This is a genomic window from Bradyrhizobium sp. GW821-FHT13H06 (assembly GCF_058803975.1).
Genome location: NZ_JBXAPN010000005.1, coordinates 375,194 through 389,560, shown reverse-complemented (window position 1 = coordinate 389,560; position 14,367 = coordinate 375,194). Strand labels below are relative to the sequence as shown.

The window sequence follows — 14,367 nt, the reverse complement described above, 5'->3', positions numbered from 1 at the left end:
CAATTCCCGCCGGCGCGTCATCCGCAGCTTCCAGCTTGCGAAGCAAAAAAGCCGCGCAATTGCGCGGCTCTTTGGCTGGCTTGCTTGGGGAGACGCGATGTCTGCCTTACTTCAGCGAGGCCACCGGGCCGTTCGACGCCGCGGGCTCGGGGTCGAAGCCGAACACGCCGACCAGGTACTTGTAATAGTCCGGCATCTTCTCCTTGAGCGCCTCGCGCGACTTCGGGTCGTGGAATTCGCTTTTTCCGGCCAGGAAGATGCTGGCGGTCACCGCAAAGAATTCCATGGGATTCTTCATCGCATAGGCTTCCTTGGGCAACATGTCCTTGGATTTGGCCAGCGCGTAATAGGCGATCACGCCCTTGTTGGCGTAGCCGTCCGGCAGCAGCCGCGCGTGATAGGCATGGAGAAGCTCGTGCAGCAGCACGGCCTCCTTTTCGTAGCGCATCATGTCCGGCCGCAGCATGATCACGCCGAGCCCCGAGTCGACCGCGAGGTCGACGGCGTTCGGATTGGTCCAGCGCTGCTTGTCGTGGTCCCACACCGTCAGCGTCCGCGGCACGCGGCGCTCGACATTGGGAGCGACGCGGCCGTAGCAGGCGGTCGCGGCGCCCTCGTCGAGGCAGGCGAGCTCGCTCGCGATGATCGGCACGGTGCGGAAGAAGCGCAGCACGCGCGGCGACAGGCCGGCCGCTTCGACGGCGTCGATCTGCTGCTTCAGATTGTCGGTGAGCTTGTCGACGTCCTTGCGGTCGGAGTTCTCCGACAGGTCGAACATGTAGCCGCGGTAGCCCTGGAAGCCCGGCGGCAACGACGGCGCTGCGTCGGCATCGAGCGACCCCGCATGAGATGGATTGGCGAAGAGCGCGCCGACGATGGTTACGGTCAGCAGCAACGCAATGCGCATGATGAAGCCCCCTGATGTCGTTTCGCCCGGCAGAATGGGCCGCCGTTGTCTGCGAAACGTGAGTGGGGCGAGACTAAGGCGCCGATGTTGAGGCGTGCTTAATCCCTCGTTGCAGATCGCGCAGGCGGATTAGCGCGGAGTTAACCAAGCGTGGATCGGCGGCCTGCATCGGCGTATCATCGGCTCCGGGTCACGGGCCCAAAGTCCAGATAGCCGGAGGAGGATGCCATGTATGCCGCCATCCGTCAGGCCAAGGCGAAGAGCGGAAGCGCGGAAGAGCTGGCGCGCCGCATCAAGGACGGCGCCGTTCCGATCATCAGCGACGTCGATGGTTTCCGCGCCTACTACGTCGTCTATGCCGGCGACGACACGGTCACCGCGATCTCGATCTTCGACAAGTTCGAGCAGGCCGAGGAGGCGAACCGGCGCGCGATCGCCTGGATCGAGAAGAATCTGGGCCCGCTGCTGGCCGGCGACGCGCGCGCCGTGGCGGGGCCGGTGATCGTGCATACGCTGGCGTGAAGTGCGGCAGTCTCGTGCCCCGGACGCAGCGCAGCGCCTCTTCGGCGGTGCGCTGCAGAGCCGGGGCCCATGGTGCGGCGTGCGTGGCTCGCTGGGTCCCGGCTCTGCGCAGCAGCGCAAGAGCGCTGCAGCGCGTCCGGGACACGAGAGCTAAATGCCCTCACAGCTCCCGCGCATTCGAGAACGCAAAGCTCGACACCCTTCTCGTCGTCTCGTCCAGGATCAGCGTGCGCGTGATCGGGGGCTCGGCGCGCTGGGCGCAGTTTTCGCGCTCGCAGAGGCGGCAGTTGACGCCGATCGGCGTGCCTTCGGTTTTCTCCAGGTCGATGCCGGCGGCATAGGTCAGGCGTGCGGCGTGACGGATCTCGCAGCCGAGGCCGATGGCGAAGCGCGGCTGCGGCAGCGGGTGCGGCGCGACGGGGCGGCGCACCATCTGCGCGATCGAGAAATAGCGCGTGCCGTCGGGCAGCTCGATCACCTGCTTGAGCAGGCGGTCCGGCGTGTCGAAGGTCGAGTGCACGTTCCACAGCGGGCAGGTACCGCCGAATTTCGAGAACGGGAAGGTGCCGGAGGAGAAGCGCTTCGAGACGTTGCCGGCATTGTCGACGCGGAGCAGGAAGAACGGAATGCCGCGCGCGTTCGGCCTCTGCAGGGTGGTGAGGCGGTGGCAGACCTGCTCGAAGCCGGAATTGAAGCGCTGCGCCAGCACGTGGATGTCGTAGTTCAGCGCTTCGGCTGCGGCAAGGAAGGCCGGATAGGGCATCATCACCGCCGCTGCAAAGTAGTTGCCGAGAGTGATGCGGAACAGGCGGCGCGGCGCGTCGTCCAGCGGGCCGGCGCGGCCGACGATGGTCTCCAGGGCTTGCGCGCATTCGCCGAGGCCGAGCTGAAAGGCGAGCTGGAACGCGCGGCCGGGCGGGTCGACCAGCTCCGAGATCAGGAGCTGGCGGCGATGCCGGTCGAAGCGCCGCAGCGTCTCGCGCATGACGTCGACCGGCATGATGCGGGTCTGGATCGAATGCTTTTCACGCAGGCGCGCCGCGAGCGCCGCATACAGCCCTTCGGCCGGCACGTTCAGCTCATCGCGCAGAGTCTCTGCGGCCTGCTCGAGCTCCGGGAAATAGTTGCGGTTGGCCTCGATCAGCTCGCGCACGCGCTCGACCGGATTGGCCTCATAGCGCGTGCCGACGTCGCGGTCGGCCATTTGCGCGGCGGCCAGCGTCTCGCCTTGGCGCGCCTCGGTATAGGCGGCGTAGAGCCGCTGCAGCGCGTGGGTGACGCCGGGACAGAGCTCGGCGAGGTCGCGTAGCTCCTGCTTGGGCAGGTCGATCTGGCGGAACAAGGGATCGGAGAAGATCTCGTTGAGCTCGGCGAAGAAGCGGTCCTCGTCGGCGGTGGCGAGGTCGCGCAGGTCGAGGTCATAGGTCTCGGCAAGGCGCAGCAGGATTTGCGCGGTCACCGGGCGCTGGTTGCGCTCGATCAGGTTGACATAGCTCGGCGAGATTCCGAGGCCCTCGGCGATCTGGGTCTGCGACAGCCCCAATTGCTGCCGGATCCTCCGGAAACGCGGGCCGACGAAGAGTTTCTTGCCGGAAACGGCGGGCATGTCTCAGATCTCCGGACTCATCAAGGTCAGGTCTTCTGACCTATTGATTTACAAAATTTACAAAATAACATCTATTACATGTTCTGATGTTACATGACATCACCAATCGGAAACAAGCCCTCTATCCGAATTTTCCGTTTTCGCGTTTAGCTCCTGACACGCATCTCGCAATGCACTGTCAAGAATGTCGATGGACAGCCATCGCCATCGTCAGCGAAAGGATCAGGTCCATGAACTACCAGCCCCGCGGCATCAGCCCCCTCCTGCGTCCGGCCTCCTATCAGAGCGAGGTCGAGGCAGCCCAGGCGCTCCTTGAGACCCAGCCGACATGGAACGGGGTGACGGCCGAGGCCGTCGCGCGCATGCGCCTGCAGAACCGCTTCAAGACCGGTCTCGACGTCGCCCGCTACACCGCGGCCTTGATGCGCGCGGACATGGCCGCCTATGACGGCGACCCCACCAAATACACCCAGTCGCTCGGCTGCTGGCACGGCTTCATCGCCCAGCAGAAGCTGATCTCGGTCAAGAAGCACTTCGGCAAGACCGATCGCACCTACCTCTATCTCTCGGGCTGGATGATCGCCGCGCTGCGCTCCGAGTTCGGTCCGCTGCCCGACCAGTCGATGCACGAGAAGACCTCGGTGCCGGCGCTGATCGAAGAGCTCTACACCTTCCTGCGCCAGGCGGATTCGCGCGAGCTGAACGACATCTTCCGCGCCCTCGACAAGGCGCGTAAGGAAGGCGACAAGACCCGGGAGAAGGAGCTGATCGAGAAGATCGACAACTTCCAGACCCATGTCGTGCCCGTCATCGCAGACATCGACGCCGGCTTCGGCAATGCCGAGGCGACCTATCTGCTCGCCAGGAAGATGATCGAGGCGGGCGCCTGTGCGCTGCAGATCGAGAACCAGGTCTCGGACGAGAAGCAGTGCGGCCACCAGGACGGCAAGGTCACCGTGCCGCATGAGGTCTTCCTGGCGAAGATCCGTGCCTGCCGCCACGCCTTCCTCGAGCTCGGCGTCGAAGACGGCGTCATCGTGACCCGCACCGACTCGCTCGGTGCCGGCCTGACGCAGCAGATCGCCGTCAGCCACAAGCCCGGCGACATCGGCGACCAGTACAACAGCTTCCTGGATTGCGAGGAAGTCACGGCGGAGAACGCCAGGAACGGCGACGTCATCATCAACCGCAACGGCAAGATGATGCGTCCGAAGCGGCTGCCCTCCAACCTCTACCAGTTCCGTCCGGGCACCGGCGAAGACCGCTGCGTGCTGGACTGCATCACCTCGCTGCAGAACGGCGCCGACCTGCTCTGGATCGAGACGGAGAAGCCGCATATCGAGCAGATCGCGAAGATGGTCGACCGCATCCGCAAGGTGGTTCCGAACGCGAAGCTGGCCTACAACAACTCGCCCTCCTTCAACTGGACCCTCAACTTCCGTTGGCAGGTCTTCGACGCCTGGAAGGAGGCCGGCAAGGACGTCAGCAAGTACAACCGTGCCGAGCTGATGAAGGCGGAGTACGACGACACGCCGCTGGCCAAGGAAGCCGACGAGCGCATCCGCACGTTCCAGGCGGATTCGGCCAAGCGCGCCGGCATCTTCCACCACCTGATCACGTTGCCGACCTATCACACGGCAGCGCTCTCGACCGACAATCTGGCCAGGGAGTATTTCGGCGAGCAGGGCATGCTCGGCTACGTCAAGAACGTCCAGCGCGCCGAGATCCGCCAGGGCATCGCCTGCGTGAAGCATCAGAACATGGCCGGCTCCGACATCGGCGACGACCACAAGGAGTACTTCGCCGGCGAGGCAGCCCTGAAGGCGGGCGGCGCCCACAACACGATGAACCAGTTCGGCTAACGAACCACGCTACTCTCGATAGGAGACTGACAATGACCAAAGGCAGCAATTTCTGGGTGATCGGCGGCGAGTTCGGTTCGATGAACTTCCACAAGCTCGTGGAAGGTTCGGCCCAGGTCAAAGGTCCGTTCAAGTCCCGCAAGGAGGCTGAGGACTGCTGGCGCGAGGTGTCGGAAGAGAGCCGCCACAAGGCCGGCGTCCGCTTCTCGATCGTGGAAGAGCCGCAGCGCGCTCCGGCAGCCTGATCAGCTGCCGACCTAAACCAAGAAGACGTCCAAGGACGGATGATCCCATCCAGGCTTTGCCTGGGTGGGATCGTCTGCTTTTGGTACAGGTGAAACGGCTGTGGGCGCTGTAAGTATCTGGAATTGTGGGTCTTTGCGGAGGGGATGGTTGCTGATAGGTTAATGCAGGAAAGTCGAGGACGAGGCCGACCATGTCAGAGCCCGAGACCAGCGGGACCCATCCCGGCCAGCCGCGCCCGGTGCGGCTGCGCGATGCACTGCTGCGCGCACGGATCGAGGCCGCCGACCGGACCGGCGTCGTGGTCGATCTCAGGGACGCCGAGGTGGCGCGGCTCGAGATCCTCAATGACGCGCTCGATCCCCTGTTCGCGCAGGTGCCTGATCAGATCGACCTGTTCGACCGCGGCATCAGCCAGGGCGATACGCCAAGACTCTGGATCGACGTCGTCGCCCACATCGTGATGGGGCGCGACAAGCGGATGTACCGCTTCGTCCAGGACACCCGTTTCGGCCGCATCGTCCTCGCCGAATCGCACGACACCGCCGTGATCGTCGAGGCCGTCACCGATTATGTCGCGCGCCGCATGGTCGAGCGCGAGCGTGCGATGGTGGTCCCGCCCGAACCGCAAGCACCTGCCACCGCGCCGCCGCGCCGCTCGCGGCTCTGGCCGTTCGTGTTCGGGTTCGTGCTCGGCGCCGCGGCGTTGTTCGGGGTCGCGGTGCTGGCCGCCCTGCGGAGCTGGTGAATTTTTCTCTTTCGTCATTCCGGGGCATGCGAAGCATGAACCCGGAATCTCGAGATTCTCAGGTGCGCAAGGGCGCACCGGAGTTCGGCTCTTCGAGCCGCCCCGGAATGACGGTGAACTAAATCAACCTCGCATGCTTGATCTGCCCGATCTGAAATCCAGCCCCCAGGCTCCGCACCGTCTGCTCGCAGCGCCAGCCGGCATTGTCCTTCTCGATCGTCAGCAGATTATACGCCGCCGCCGGGTAGCGTCCGTGCGCGAGTGCGGAGGCCGAGGGAACGCCGAGCGCGGGAATGTTTCCGTTGGGACCTTCGACCCATATCGTCGAATGAACGTGGTCGTGCCCGTGCAGGATCAGCTCGACGCCATGGCGCTTGAGCAGCGCCAGCAGGGCGGGCGCGTCCGTCATCCGCTTCTGGCGGGCATCGGATTTCAGCGGATGATGCACCAGCAGCACGCGGAAGACGTCCTCCGCCGCGAGCCGTTCGAGCACCTGTTCGAGCGAGGCGAGCTGATCGGGCCCGAGCGTGCCCGTCGCCATCAGCGGCAGGGTCGGTACCGCCGTGGACAGGCTGATCAGCGCAAGCGGTCCGCGCCGGCGCACGGACGGAAAGCCGATGCGGCCGTCGTCGCCGGCAAGATAGGGCGCAAACGTCTCGCCGAAACGATGAAAGGTGGCACGGACATAGGCGTCATGGTTGCCGGGAATCGCGGTCACGCGCTCAGGCGGGCCGACGCTCTCGAGCCAGGCGAGGGCCGGCGCGAATTCCGCCTCCAGCGCGAGGTTGACGAGATCGCCCGTCACCGCGACGTGGTCGGGCGCCTGCGCCCTCAGATCGGCGACGAGTGCGTCGAGAACCTCGCGGCGCTGGTATTTGTGGCGGTTGCGCGTCCAGTTGACATAGCCGAGCGCGCGCTTGCCCGCGAGCTCGATCAGCCGCGGCTTCGGCAAAGGCGGCAGATGCGGGTCGGACAGATGGGCGAGCGTGAAGGGAGCCAGCGTGTTGGGAGTCATGACGCGCGATTGCCTCGCTATTGCTCTACCGTAATGGCAAGGTCGCGCCCGGCGCGCAAGCAGGGCCTGAAACGGGGCGGCAGGGAAGTCTGATGGGAGAAAGTCTGAACCGCGTCCGACGGAAAGCCGAGCCGCTGCTGCGGCGGCTCTTCCACGCCTACTTCCTGCTCGTCCGCGGCATGACGCTCGGCGTCCGCGCCGTGGTGCTGGATGCCGAGGATCGGGTCTTCCTCGTCAGGCACAGCTACGTCAGCGGCTGGTATCTGCCTGGCGGCGGCGTCGACCACGGCGAGACCATGGAGCAGGCGATGCAGCGCGAGCTCAAGGAGGAGGGCGACATCGATCTCACCGGAGAGGCCATGCTGCACGGCATCTTCCTCAACAGCCACGTCTCCCGCCGCGACCACGTCGCGGTCTACGTCGTCAGGCAGTTCAGGCAGGACCGCCTGCCCGCGCCCAACCGCGAGATCGTCGAATGCGGGTTCTTCGCGATCACCGCGCTGCCCGAGGGCACCACGCCCGGCACGCGGCTGCGGATCGCGGAAGTGCTCGACGACCGGCCCTTGATTGCGACGTGGCGCTGAGGGCGGCCTGTGCTAGTAACCGGGTCGACCGCCGCCACGGAAAACCGGATGAAGATTGCCAAACCCGCTTTCGGTCTGATCTGTCTTGCGATCCTCGCGGGCAACATCGGAATCGTGCTGGCGCTGGTCTCGATCATCCTGGCGATCGCGATCGTGATGACCTTCATCGAAACCGGCCTTGTGCCGCACCTGCCCACCGCCGTGCTGTCGATGGGCCTGATGATCATGGCCCTGCTGTCGGTCTCGTCCGGGCTCGTGCTCGACACGGTCACGCGGGGGCGGCGGGAGATGAAGATGCTGGCCTACCTGTCCCAGCCGGCGTTGAAACGGGACTGAGGTGGGTGCCGCGCCCATGGACCTCCGCATTCGCAGATGCTACTCCGCCGGATGACATGACCGACCTCTCACTGACCATCCTTCCCGAAGCCGCCGGCGACGCTCAGGCGATCGAGCGGCTGCACGAACGTACCTTCGGTCCCGGTCGCTTCGTGCTGAGCGCCTACCGGATTCGCGAGCACGTCGACCATCTGCTCGAACTGTCCTTCACCGCCCGCATCGGCACGCTGCTGGTCGGCTCGGTCAGGCAGTTGCCGATCCTGATCGGCGACACGCCCGCGCTGCTGCTCGGTCCGCTCACCGTCGAGCCGCCGTTCCGCGGCCGCGGCGTCGGCCGTGCGTTGATGGAGCGCGCGCTGAAGGATGCGAAAGCGAAAGGCCACCGCCTCGTGCTGCTGGTCGGCGACGAACCCTATTACAGCCGCGTCGGTTTCAAGCCGGTCCCCAAGGGCCGCGTCACCATGCCGGGCCCTGTCGATGCCGCCCGCATCCTGGTGTTCGAGCTCGTCGACGGCGCCTTCGAGGGCGTGTCGGGCCCAGTCGGCCCCGACTGGAGCAAGGCGCGGGGGTAGCTGCAGCCGCAGCTCCACGCCCGGATGGAGCGTCCGCCGTAGCTCGAAGGGCGAAGGCGAAAAGCGCAATCCAAGGCCGGGCGGACAAGTCCCGGCTCTCGCTCCGCTCGATCCTGGCTACGAGGCTTCGCCAGGGGATCTGACGACACCTATCGTCGCGAGAAGTGCGGCAAGCTCAGCCTGACCTCTCGTGTCGGTTTTGGCAAAGACTCGTCTGAGATGCGTTTTGACCGTATTGGCGGACAGTCCCAGCATGACGGCTGCTTCGGATGTCGTCCCGCCGGAGGACGCTGCAACTGCCACGCGCGCTTCCGCCCTGGTCAAGCCATATGCGTCGGTCAATTGCTGCGAACTCGCCGTTCCTCTTCGAGAGGGATCGATCACGAAGGCGGCGCAGGCCGCGTTGCGGATGAAGGCCCCACCGAGCATCCCGACTTCTTCGCTGCGCAGTCCCACGACGACAATAGTCAGAAGCCGCGTCCCCTCCACCGCGGGAACACTCATCGTTCCGCCGGCTCCGCCGGCCAATGTCGACCGGACAAGGTTGGCGAGGCGTCTCGAATGCGGGGCTGACCAGGTCGCCATCGAAGGCCTGAGCTTGAGCGTCCCTTCCGCTTCCAGCGAACAGGACGTCTGGTTCGCAAAGACGACATGTGCCCTGGGACCCATGACGACGACGCCGTCCGCCAGTTGATCGATCACGTCGAACGCGGCTCTCCTCAATGCGTGATACCCGGTCAGACGAAATCCCAATGTGACGGATCTCCGCAGATGGGGAGCCAGCATTTCGATGTGCTTACGGCCGGCTGCGTCGAATTCGCCGCGGCGCCTGCTGCGGCAGATGTTGAAGGCCACACGGAAGTCGTCCTTCGCTGCCAGCGCGATCATCGCGTTGTGCCCGATGCCTTGCGGCCTGAGGACCTCGTCGTAGAAGACCGATTTTTCGAGCTCGCGCAGCGGCACCACTTCGTCCGACAGGACCACTTGCCCGATCGGCTTGTCCTCCATAGCCTCAGACCAGGCATTCTGCATATGGCGTTCCTGGTAGACTTGACTGCATTGCTGGTTCAAGCGGCCGTTGAAATCGAAGTAGACCTGCTCGGCCGTGACCGATTGTCCGAACAATACCCCGCCTTCGCTTCCTGTGAGATCGGCGATAGCGGTGAGAACGGCAGGCCAGAGGTCTTGTTGGCCGGCGGCCTCGTATATCAAATCGAGGATGCGTTCCATTATTGCGATCCGGGATGCGCCAGACGAGCCCTTCTACTTCTTCAGAGACGCGAGAGGCACGTTCGTGCCTGCAGTTTGAACATCATGACTGGTCGTCAGCGCCAGCATCAGCATGACGGCCAGCAGCGATCCATAGAAGCTGACGACCGCAAGCCGCCATTTGCGCACCACGGGGCGGTCTGACTGGGGGAGATCCTGCGGGGATTTCTGCATGGGATGCTCCGAACCTTCAGAGGGGCCTGACAAAACCGATCCCGGCAGCCATCAGCAGCAGGCCCACGATGCGGTTGAACGTAGCGGTATCGACGCGGTTGAAGATCATCAGCCCGACATAGGCGCCGAGCACGGCGGGGGCTGCATAAAAGAGGAGGCCGAGCGGCATCACCTCTGACGGCCGCAAGACCATCAGCAAGGACAGCGACAGCAGCTGGTTGACCAGGATGAAGGGCTGGATGATTGCGCGGGCGCGGTGCTTGTCGAAACCTTGGACATGGCACCACATCGAAACGAAAGCGGCAGGAAATGCTGCAAGGCCTCCGGTAATGCCTCCCAGCGCGCCAACCGTGATGCGTCCCCACAAGGGATTTTTCCCGGACCGTAGAGTCGGCTTCAGTGCCGTGAAGGCGCCATAGGTGATCAACAAAGCTCCCAACATCGGCAGCAAGGTGGACGCCGAAGTGTTGCAGAGGAGATGAAGGCCGATGGGCAACGTCAAGATGCTGCCGAAGAGGTAGGGAGCGCACCGGCGCATCTCGATCGATTCACGAAGGCGCCAGACGCAGTAGACTTGTTGGGCGATCGAAGCCACCAGGAGAATCCGGACGATCGTGATCGGCTCGCTCAAGCTATGGAAGAGGAAGGCGCCGGCGATCGGCGAGAATGCGAAGCCTGCGATACTCGAAACCATCGCGGACAGCAGCACGACCCAGCAAGCGGCCTTCGTCGCACTCGACGAGACGGCAAGCGCGACGGCGAAGATTCCCAGGCAGACCGTGGGAATTGCTGGAAATGATCTGACGACGGAGAAAGCGGAAGCTGCCTTTGGATCGACAGGCGGCATGAAAACCTCCGACAGCAAGACTTTGGTGGCAATCGCGGGTATCGATCTCCGATGACCCTACTCGCGCGGCAGAACAATGCGTGTGAACCAATTCACGACGTCGAGCCGAATATCGGGCTCGGTGCTTGTGATGCTAACGACTGCGAAGCAACGCAGCGTCACCCGACCGGGTGACAAATGGTGGAACACCGGCAATCAAACACGCGCGGTGAATGTCGCGCCACGTTGCTCGAAAATTGTGCGGTTCGGTCGCAAATCTGAAACGTTTAATAGAATTGTATTTCATCGATATGCAACCAGAACGATAGTTTCCCTTTCCGTCATAGTTTCGCTGCTTAGTTTGGCAAAGCAGAACCCATGTTCTGCGCCGACGATGTCTGTGCCGCGATGTTGGCGCCTCGATGTCGAGGATGGAATGCGTCCTTCTCTGGTCAGACTGCTGGCGGCAACGGTCGGCTTGGCCGTTGGCATTGCGTTGATTGCAGGAAAGCCGCCGGCCGACGGCCATCACAAGGGCCTTCGCCACGCGCACTTCGTTGCCAACTAGAGCATGATCGAGGTTCTGTATTCCGCTCACGCGGGAGGGATAGCCCCTCCCGCACAATTCATGGCCTGATCAGCGCTAGAACTTGAAGTTCGCGAACGCCCGCACGCCGATGCCGGGCAGCAGCACCTCGTCCTTGGTGTAGGACACCGAGTTGCGGATGTTCTCGTTGAGCAGGTTGTTGCCGAGGAGGCCGACCAGCATCTCGCGCGCGCCGAACGGATTCGGCTTGAGCTTGGTCTTGTAGCTGACCTCGGCCTTCAACAGATTGTAGCCCGCGGTCGGCGTTTCCGCGATCTCGGCCACGTTGTTCTGCGCGAAGGCATGCAACAGGTTGATCCGCATCAGCCAGTTGTCGTCGCGCCAGAACACGCCGCCGCCCACGCGCATGGGTGGAATCCGCGGCACGTTGGTGCCGTCGCTGAAGGTGGCGCGGACGAAATCGAACTGGTTCTCGATGCCCCAGATGCCGCCCTGGAAGGCGCCGACGTCGAGCTGCGACTGGAATTCGCCGCCGCGGAAGTTAGCGTTCCGCTGCGAGTAGACCGCCTGGTTCAGTTCGCCGTCGGGCGCACCGCAGGAGGCGAAGTCGTCGTCGCACATGACCCCGGTGAGGCGGCGATAGATGAAATTATCGAAATGCGTGTAGTAGACGGTCGCCTCGAAGCGGAACGGCCCCGTCGCTCTGCGCACGCCGAGCTCGACCGATTTCGCGGTCTCGATGGTGAGGTTCGGGTTGCCGATGTCGAACGTCGCCGTGGCGTCATGACCGCCGCGGGAGAACAGCTCGGCCGCCTTCGGCGCGCGCTCGACATATTGCGCGGTGATGCTGCCGACCATGCCGCCCGGCAGGTCCTGCAACAGGCCGATGCTGCCGCTCTTCGGCGTGAAGGACGGATTGCGCGCGATCGGCGCCTGCGGCGTGCCGTCGGGCAGGTAATCCGCCGGGAAGTCCGGCGTCGTGCCGTGCAGTTCGACGTGTTCGATGCGCCCGGCGATCTGCGCTCGCGTCGCCTCCGTGAATTTGAACTCGTTGAAGGCGTAGCCGGCAACGCGCGTGCTGTTGTTCGGGTCCCACAGGCCGTTGAACAGCGTGCCGGGATTGTCCGGGCTCGGCGCGCTCAGTTCCTGATGGCCGACCTGGAAGCCCAGTGCGGTGGTCACCTCGGCGAAGCGGGCGTTGAACGGCATCAGCTGCACCTCGGTGCGGATCTCCTGCTCCTTGTTGGTGAAGGTCTGCCTGATGCCGTCGGTGTTGAGGTCGGCGGGATCGGCAAGGCCGATCTCGTTGTGCCGGTAGTCGGTCGCGCCGGCCCAGAAGCGGATCGCGTCGATCGCGGCCGCGTCGGGGTGGTACTCGCCCTTGACGTTGATCTTGGTCTGGTGCGCGTCGATCCGCGTGTTGTGGTCGGCGCCGTCGATGCCGGGGATATGGTAGAGCGAGTCGTTCTGCGTGATCGATGCGCCGATATAGCCGCCCTGGAAGAAGTAGGAGCCGCCGATCGAGGCGCCGTCCGAGCGCGTCGCCGAGTTGGGCTGGCGGCCGTTCACGGGACGCGACTGGTCGGTCAGATAGGGATAGCTCGGGATGTAATAGTCCGAGGTGGTGCGGCCATAAGCGTCGGCATGGAACGCAAAATTGCCGCCGCCGGTATCGAGCAGCACGCCGCTCTCGACGCCGCGATCGACCGAGCTGAACGCGGTGCGCGTCTCGGCGGTGACGCAAGGCGACGTCGCAGCGCTCGCGAGCGGGGCCTTGGTCGGCAGGCCGTAGCTCTGGAACGACGGCGCGCAGGAGGGCAGCGCATCCGGAATCCGGTTGTTGGTGGCGCTGACCACGCCGCCGATCGAGGTCGAGCCGTAACGCAGTGCCGCCGGCCCGCGCACCACTTCGACCTGGTTGGTCGCGAGCGGATCGATCGGGACGAAATGATCCTCGCCGAGATCGGAGGCGCCGCCGGCATTGGTGCCGTTCTCGACGATGCCGACGCGGTTGACGTCGAGACCCCTGATAATGGGCCGGCTGGATGCGCCGGGCGCGAAGCTCGATCCGGTGATGCCGGGCTTGGAGAACAGGAGATCGCCGAGCTGACCGCCGCCCTCGCGGCGGATCTCCTCGTTCGGCACCACGGTGACGGTGGCAAACTGGTTGGTCACGATTGGCAGCACGCCCGGCTGAGGCGCGGCGGGCGCGGGAGCCGCAGGCGTTGCTTCAGCCGTTTGCTCGCGGCTGCGCACCCGCGCGGTCCGCGTGCCGCGACCGGCGTTGCGGGACGGCACCACCGCTCTGCGCACGATCGGGCTCGGCGCCGTCACGGTGACGGCGGGGATTTCCGTCGATGATTTGTCTTGGGCCGGCTCTTGAGCGAAGGCGGGCGTGGCGGCAGCGCCGAGCAGGAGCAGGCTTGCTCCGCCAAGACGTTGCGCGCGTCGCGATTTGAATGACATTGTCCTGATTCCAGTCAGGCGCCGTCCGGATGATGGTCTGCTGATCGGAGGCGGCCTGCCGTCGCGGCGCGACGGAATTCGACTTCAACTTCTCCCAGGCATTCGCCTGAAAGCGGCGAGGCTGGGCGTGATCAAGCGTTGGAAGTCAGGACGCGGGAGGGGCGCGGGGCTGGAATGCCGTGCCGGCCGATTTCAGATGAACGAATTCGGCATCGAGGGTGCGGTGGAGCAGCTCGATCGCCTGCGGCAGCAGCAGCACGGGCGGCGTGGCCGAGACGACGGTGCCTGCCATCGCAATGATGGCGCAGATCGCACAATTGTCTTCGCCCTGATGCTCGCGGTCGGGGCTGGCCGGCGATTGCTTCTGGACCGCGGCGCGGTCGATCGCGGCAACGCCCTTGAAGCCGTCGGTCTGCTGCAGCGAGGATTGGGCGAGGGGCGCGGCCTGTGCGAACCAGTGGCTGTGGCCGAATGTCAGCGCGAACTGCACCAGCATCGCGAACAACGCGAGCCGGGCGCCGTGCCTGATATTCGACCGGAACCACTTCATCTGGAAACGCCACCCCCACGTCGCGGGGCATCAATTCCCTGATGTCGCGACGTTATAATGTAACATCGCTCGATCGGTCTGCAGATGTCAACGGCGGGCCGGGGCTGCGCATGCAGTCGGCCTGTCCGATGTGTCGTTCG

15 protein-coding genes and 1 pseudogene are annotated in these 14,367 nt (G+C 64.6%); 8 read left to right on the top strand and 8 right to left on the bottom strand.

The genetic code is table 11. The annotated features are described in order from the left end of the window. Nucleotides 1-106: 106 nt before the first annotated feature. The gene (locus AC1RQP_RS23380) at nucleotides 107-907 is read right to left on the bottom strand and encodes a hypothetical protein (RefSeq protein ID WP_239621820.1); all 801 of its coding nucleotides are present in this window, start codon (nucleotides 905-907) and stop codon (nucleotides 107-109) included. A 228-nt stretch (nucleotides 908-1,135) separates the two neighbouring features. On the opposite strand from AC1RQP_RS23380, the gene AC1RQP_RS23375 reads away from it, so the two are divergent. After that, on the top strand, nucleotides 1,136-1,429 hold the full coding sequence (locus tag AC1RQP_RS23375; protein WP_035676462.1) for an antibiotic biosynthesis monooxygenase: 294 nt from the start codon (nucleotides 1,136-1,138) through the stop codon (nucleotides 1,427-1,429). A gap of 160 nt (nucleotides 1,430-1,589) precedes the next feature. On the opposite strand, the gene AC1RQP_RS23370 is transcribed toward AC1RQP_RS23375, so the two are convergent. After that, nucleotides 1,590-3,035, bottom strand: coding sequence for a helix-turn-helix domain-containing protein (locus AC1RQP_RS23370; RefSeq protein WP_131866156.1), 1,446 nt, complete (start codon nucleotides 3,033-3,035; stop codon nucleotides 1,590-1,592). A 230-nt stretch (nucleotides 3,036-3,265) separates the two neighbouring features. Between AC1RQP_RS23370 and AC1RQP_RS23365 the strand changes: the two genes are divergently transcribed. The 3 genes from AC1RQP_RS23365 (at nucleotide 3,266) to AC1RQP_RS23355 (ending at nucleotide 5,888) form a co-directional block, all read left to right on the top strand. Beyond that, entirely contained in the window at nucleotides 3,266-4,897 is a 1,632-nt protein-coding gene (locus tag AC1RQP_RS23365; protein WP_239621822.1) for an isocitrate lyase, read from the top strand. A gap of 32 nt (nucleotides 4,898-4,929) precedes the next feature. Beyond that, entirely contained in the window at nucleotides 4,930-5,142 is a 213-nt protein-coding gene (locus AC1RQP_RS23360; RefSeq protein ID WP_027575539.1) for a DUF4170 domain-containing protein, read from the top strand. Nucleotides 5,143-5,333: 191 nt separating this feature from the next. Next, the gene (locus AC1RQP_RS23355; protein WP_492938649.1) at nucleotides 5,334-5,888 is read left to right on the top strand and encodes a hypothetical protein; all 555 of its coding nucleotides are present in this window, start codon (nucleotides 5,334-5,336) and stop codon (nucleotides 5,886-5,888) included. Nucleotides 5,889-6,006: 118 nt separating this feature from the next. Here AC1RQP_RS23355 and AC1RQP_RS23350 read toward each other — a convergent pair whose 3' ends face one another. Continuing rightward, a complete protein-coding gene (locus tag AC1RQP_RS23350; protein ID WP_492938739.1) occupies nucleotides 6,007-6,888 on the bottom strand; it encodes a metallophosphoesterase family protein in 882 nt (293 codons plus the stop codon). Nucleotides 6,889-6,995: 107 nt separating this feature from the next. Between AC1RQP_RS23350 and AC1RQP_RS23345 the strand changes: the two genes are divergently transcribed. The 3 genes and pseudogenes from AC1RQP_RS23345 (at nucleotide 6,996) to AC1RQP_RS23335 (ending at nucleotide 8,395) form a co-directional block, all read left to right on the top strand. Further along, complete coding sequence (locus tag AC1RQP_RS23345) at nucleotides 6,996-7,487, top strand: NUDIX domain-containing protein (protein ID WP_492938648.1); 492 nt, start codon at nucleotides 6,996-6,998, stop codon at nucleotides 7,485-7,487. 105 nt (nucleotides 7,488-7,592) lie between these two features. Beyond that, a pseudogene (locus AC1RQP_RS23340) lies at nucleotides 7,593-7,823 on the top strand (glycosyl transferase); the annotation flags it as partial. A 56-nt stretch (nucleotides 7,824-7,879) separates the two neighbouring features. Continuing rightward, nucleotides 7,880-8,395 carry a GNAT family N-acetyltransferase gene (locus tag AC1RQP_RS23335; RefSeq protein WP_028180219.1) on the top strand — a complete coding sequence of 172 codons (516 nt, stop codon included), beginning with the start codon at nucleotides 7,880-7,882 and terminating at the stop codon, nucleotides 8,393-8,395. A 117-nt stretch (nucleotides 8,396-8,512) separates the two neighbouring features. On the opposite strand, the gene AC1RQP_RS23330 is transcribed toward AC1RQP_RS23335, so the two are convergent. Genes AC1RQP_RS23330 through AC1RQP_RS23320 form a run of 3 tightly spaced genes read right to left on the bottom strand, consistent with a single transcriptional unit; the run spans nucleotide 8,513 to nucleotide 10,532 of the window. Continuing rightward, nucleotides 8,513-9,625 carry a helix-turn-helix transcriptional regulator gene (locus tag AC1RQP_RS23330; RefSeq protein WP_492938647.1) on the bottom strand — a complete coding sequence of 371 codons (1,113 nt, stop codon included), beginning with the start codon at nucleotides 9,623-9,625 and terminating at the stop codon, nucleotides 8,513-8,515. 33 nt (nucleotides 9,626-9,658) lie between these two features. Beyond that, nucleotides 9,659-9,838, bottom strand: a complete 180-nt coding sequence (locus AC1RQP_RS23325; protein WP_492938646.1) for a hypothetical protein — start codon at nucleotides 9,836-9,838, stop codon at nucleotides 9,659-9,661. Between the two features lie 16 nt (nucleotides 9,839-9,854). After that, on the bottom strand, nucleotides 9,855-10,532 hold the full coding sequence (locus tag AC1RQP_RS23320; protein WP_492938738.1) for a TSUP family transporter: 678 nt from the start codon (nucleotides 10,530-10,532) through the stop codon (nucleotides 9,855-9,857). Here AC1RQP_RS23320 and AC1RQP_RS23315 point away from each other — a divergent pair. Then, nucleotides 10,453-10,740: a hypothetical protein gene (locus tag AC1RQP_RS23315; protein WP_492938747.1), complete on the top strand. Its 288-nt coding sequence runs from the start codon at nucleotides 10,453-10,455 to the stop codon at nucleotides 10,738-10,740. The genes AC1RQP_RS23320 and AC1RQP_RS23315 overlap by 80 nt on opposite strands. 567 nt (nucleotides 10,741-11,307) lie before the next feature. Here AC1RQP_RS23315 and AC1RQP_RS23310 read toward each other — a convergent pair. Together AC1RQP_RS23310 and AC1RQP_RS23305 are read right to left on the bottom strand one after the other, a co-directional pair. Then, nucleotides 11,308-13,677: a TonB-dependent receptor gene (locus tag AC1RQP_RS23310; RefSeq protein ID WP_492938645.1), complete on the bottom strand. Its 2,370-nt coding sequence runs from the start codon at nucleotides 13,675-13,677 to the stop codon at nucleotides 11,308-11,310. A 145-nt stretch (nucleotides 13,678-13,822) separates the two neighbouring features. Next, entirely contained in the window at nucleotides 13,823-14,227 is a 405-nt protein-coding gene (locus AC1RQP_RS23305) for a DUF2946 family protein (protein ID WP_239621830.1), read from the bottom strand. Nucleotides 14,228-14,367 lie beyond the last annotated feature (140 nt).

Coding starts and splice junctions, on each gene's coding strand:
- AC1RQP_RS23380 (WP_239621820.1), bottom strand. CDS start 907: ATGCGCATTGCGTTGCTGCTGACCGTAACCATCGTCGGCGCGCTCTTC.
- AC1RQP_RS23375 (WP_035676462.1), top strand. CDS start 1,136: ATGTATGCCGCCATCCGTCAGGCCAAGGCGAAGAGCGGAAGCGCGGAA.
- AC1RQP_RS23370 (WP_131866156.1), bottom strand. CDS start 3,035: ATGCCCGCCGTTTCCGGCAAGAAACTCTTCGTCGGCCCGCGTTTCCGG.
- AC1RQP_RS23365 (WP_239621822.1), top strand. CDS start 3,266: ATGAACTACCAGCCCCGCGGCATCAGCCCCCTCCTGCGTCCGGCCTCC.
- AC1RQP_RS23360 (WP_027575539.1), top strand. CDS start 4,930: ATGACCAAAGGCAGCAATTTCTGGGTGATCGGCGGCGAGTTCGGTTCG.
- AC1RQP_RS23355 (WP_492938649.1), top strand. CDS start 5,334: ATGTCAGAGCCCGAGACCAGCGGGACCCATCCCGGCCAGCCGCGCCCG.
- AC1RQP_RS23345 (WP_492938648.1), top strand. CDS start 6,996: ATGGGAGAAAGTCTGAACCGCGTCCGACGGAAAGCCGAGCCGCTGCTG.
- AC1RQP_RS23335 (WP_028180219.1), top strand. CDS start 7,880: ATGACCGACCTCTCACTGACCATCCTTCCCGAAGCCGCCGGCGACGCT.
- AC1RQP_RS23330 (WP_492938647.1), bottom strand. CDS start 9,625: ATGGAACGCATCCTCGATTTGATATACGAGGCCGCCGGCCAACAAGAC.
- AC1RQP_RS23325 (WP_492938646.1), bottom strand. CDS start 9,838: ATGCAGAAATCCCCGCAGGATCTCCCCCAGTCAGACCGCCCCGTGGTG.
- AC1RQP_RS23320 (WP_492938738.1), bottom strand. CDS start 10,532: ATGGTTTCGAGTATCGCAGGCTTCGCATTCTCGCCGATCGCCGGCGCC.
- AC1RQP_RS23310 (WP_492938645.1), bottom strand. CDS start 13,677: ATGTCATTCAAATCGCGACGCGCGCAACGTCTTGGCGGAGCAAGCCTG.
- AC1RQP_RS23305 (WP_239621830.1), bottom strand. CDS start 14,227: ATGAAGTGGTTCCGGTCGAATATCAGGCACGGCGCCCGGCTCGCGTTG.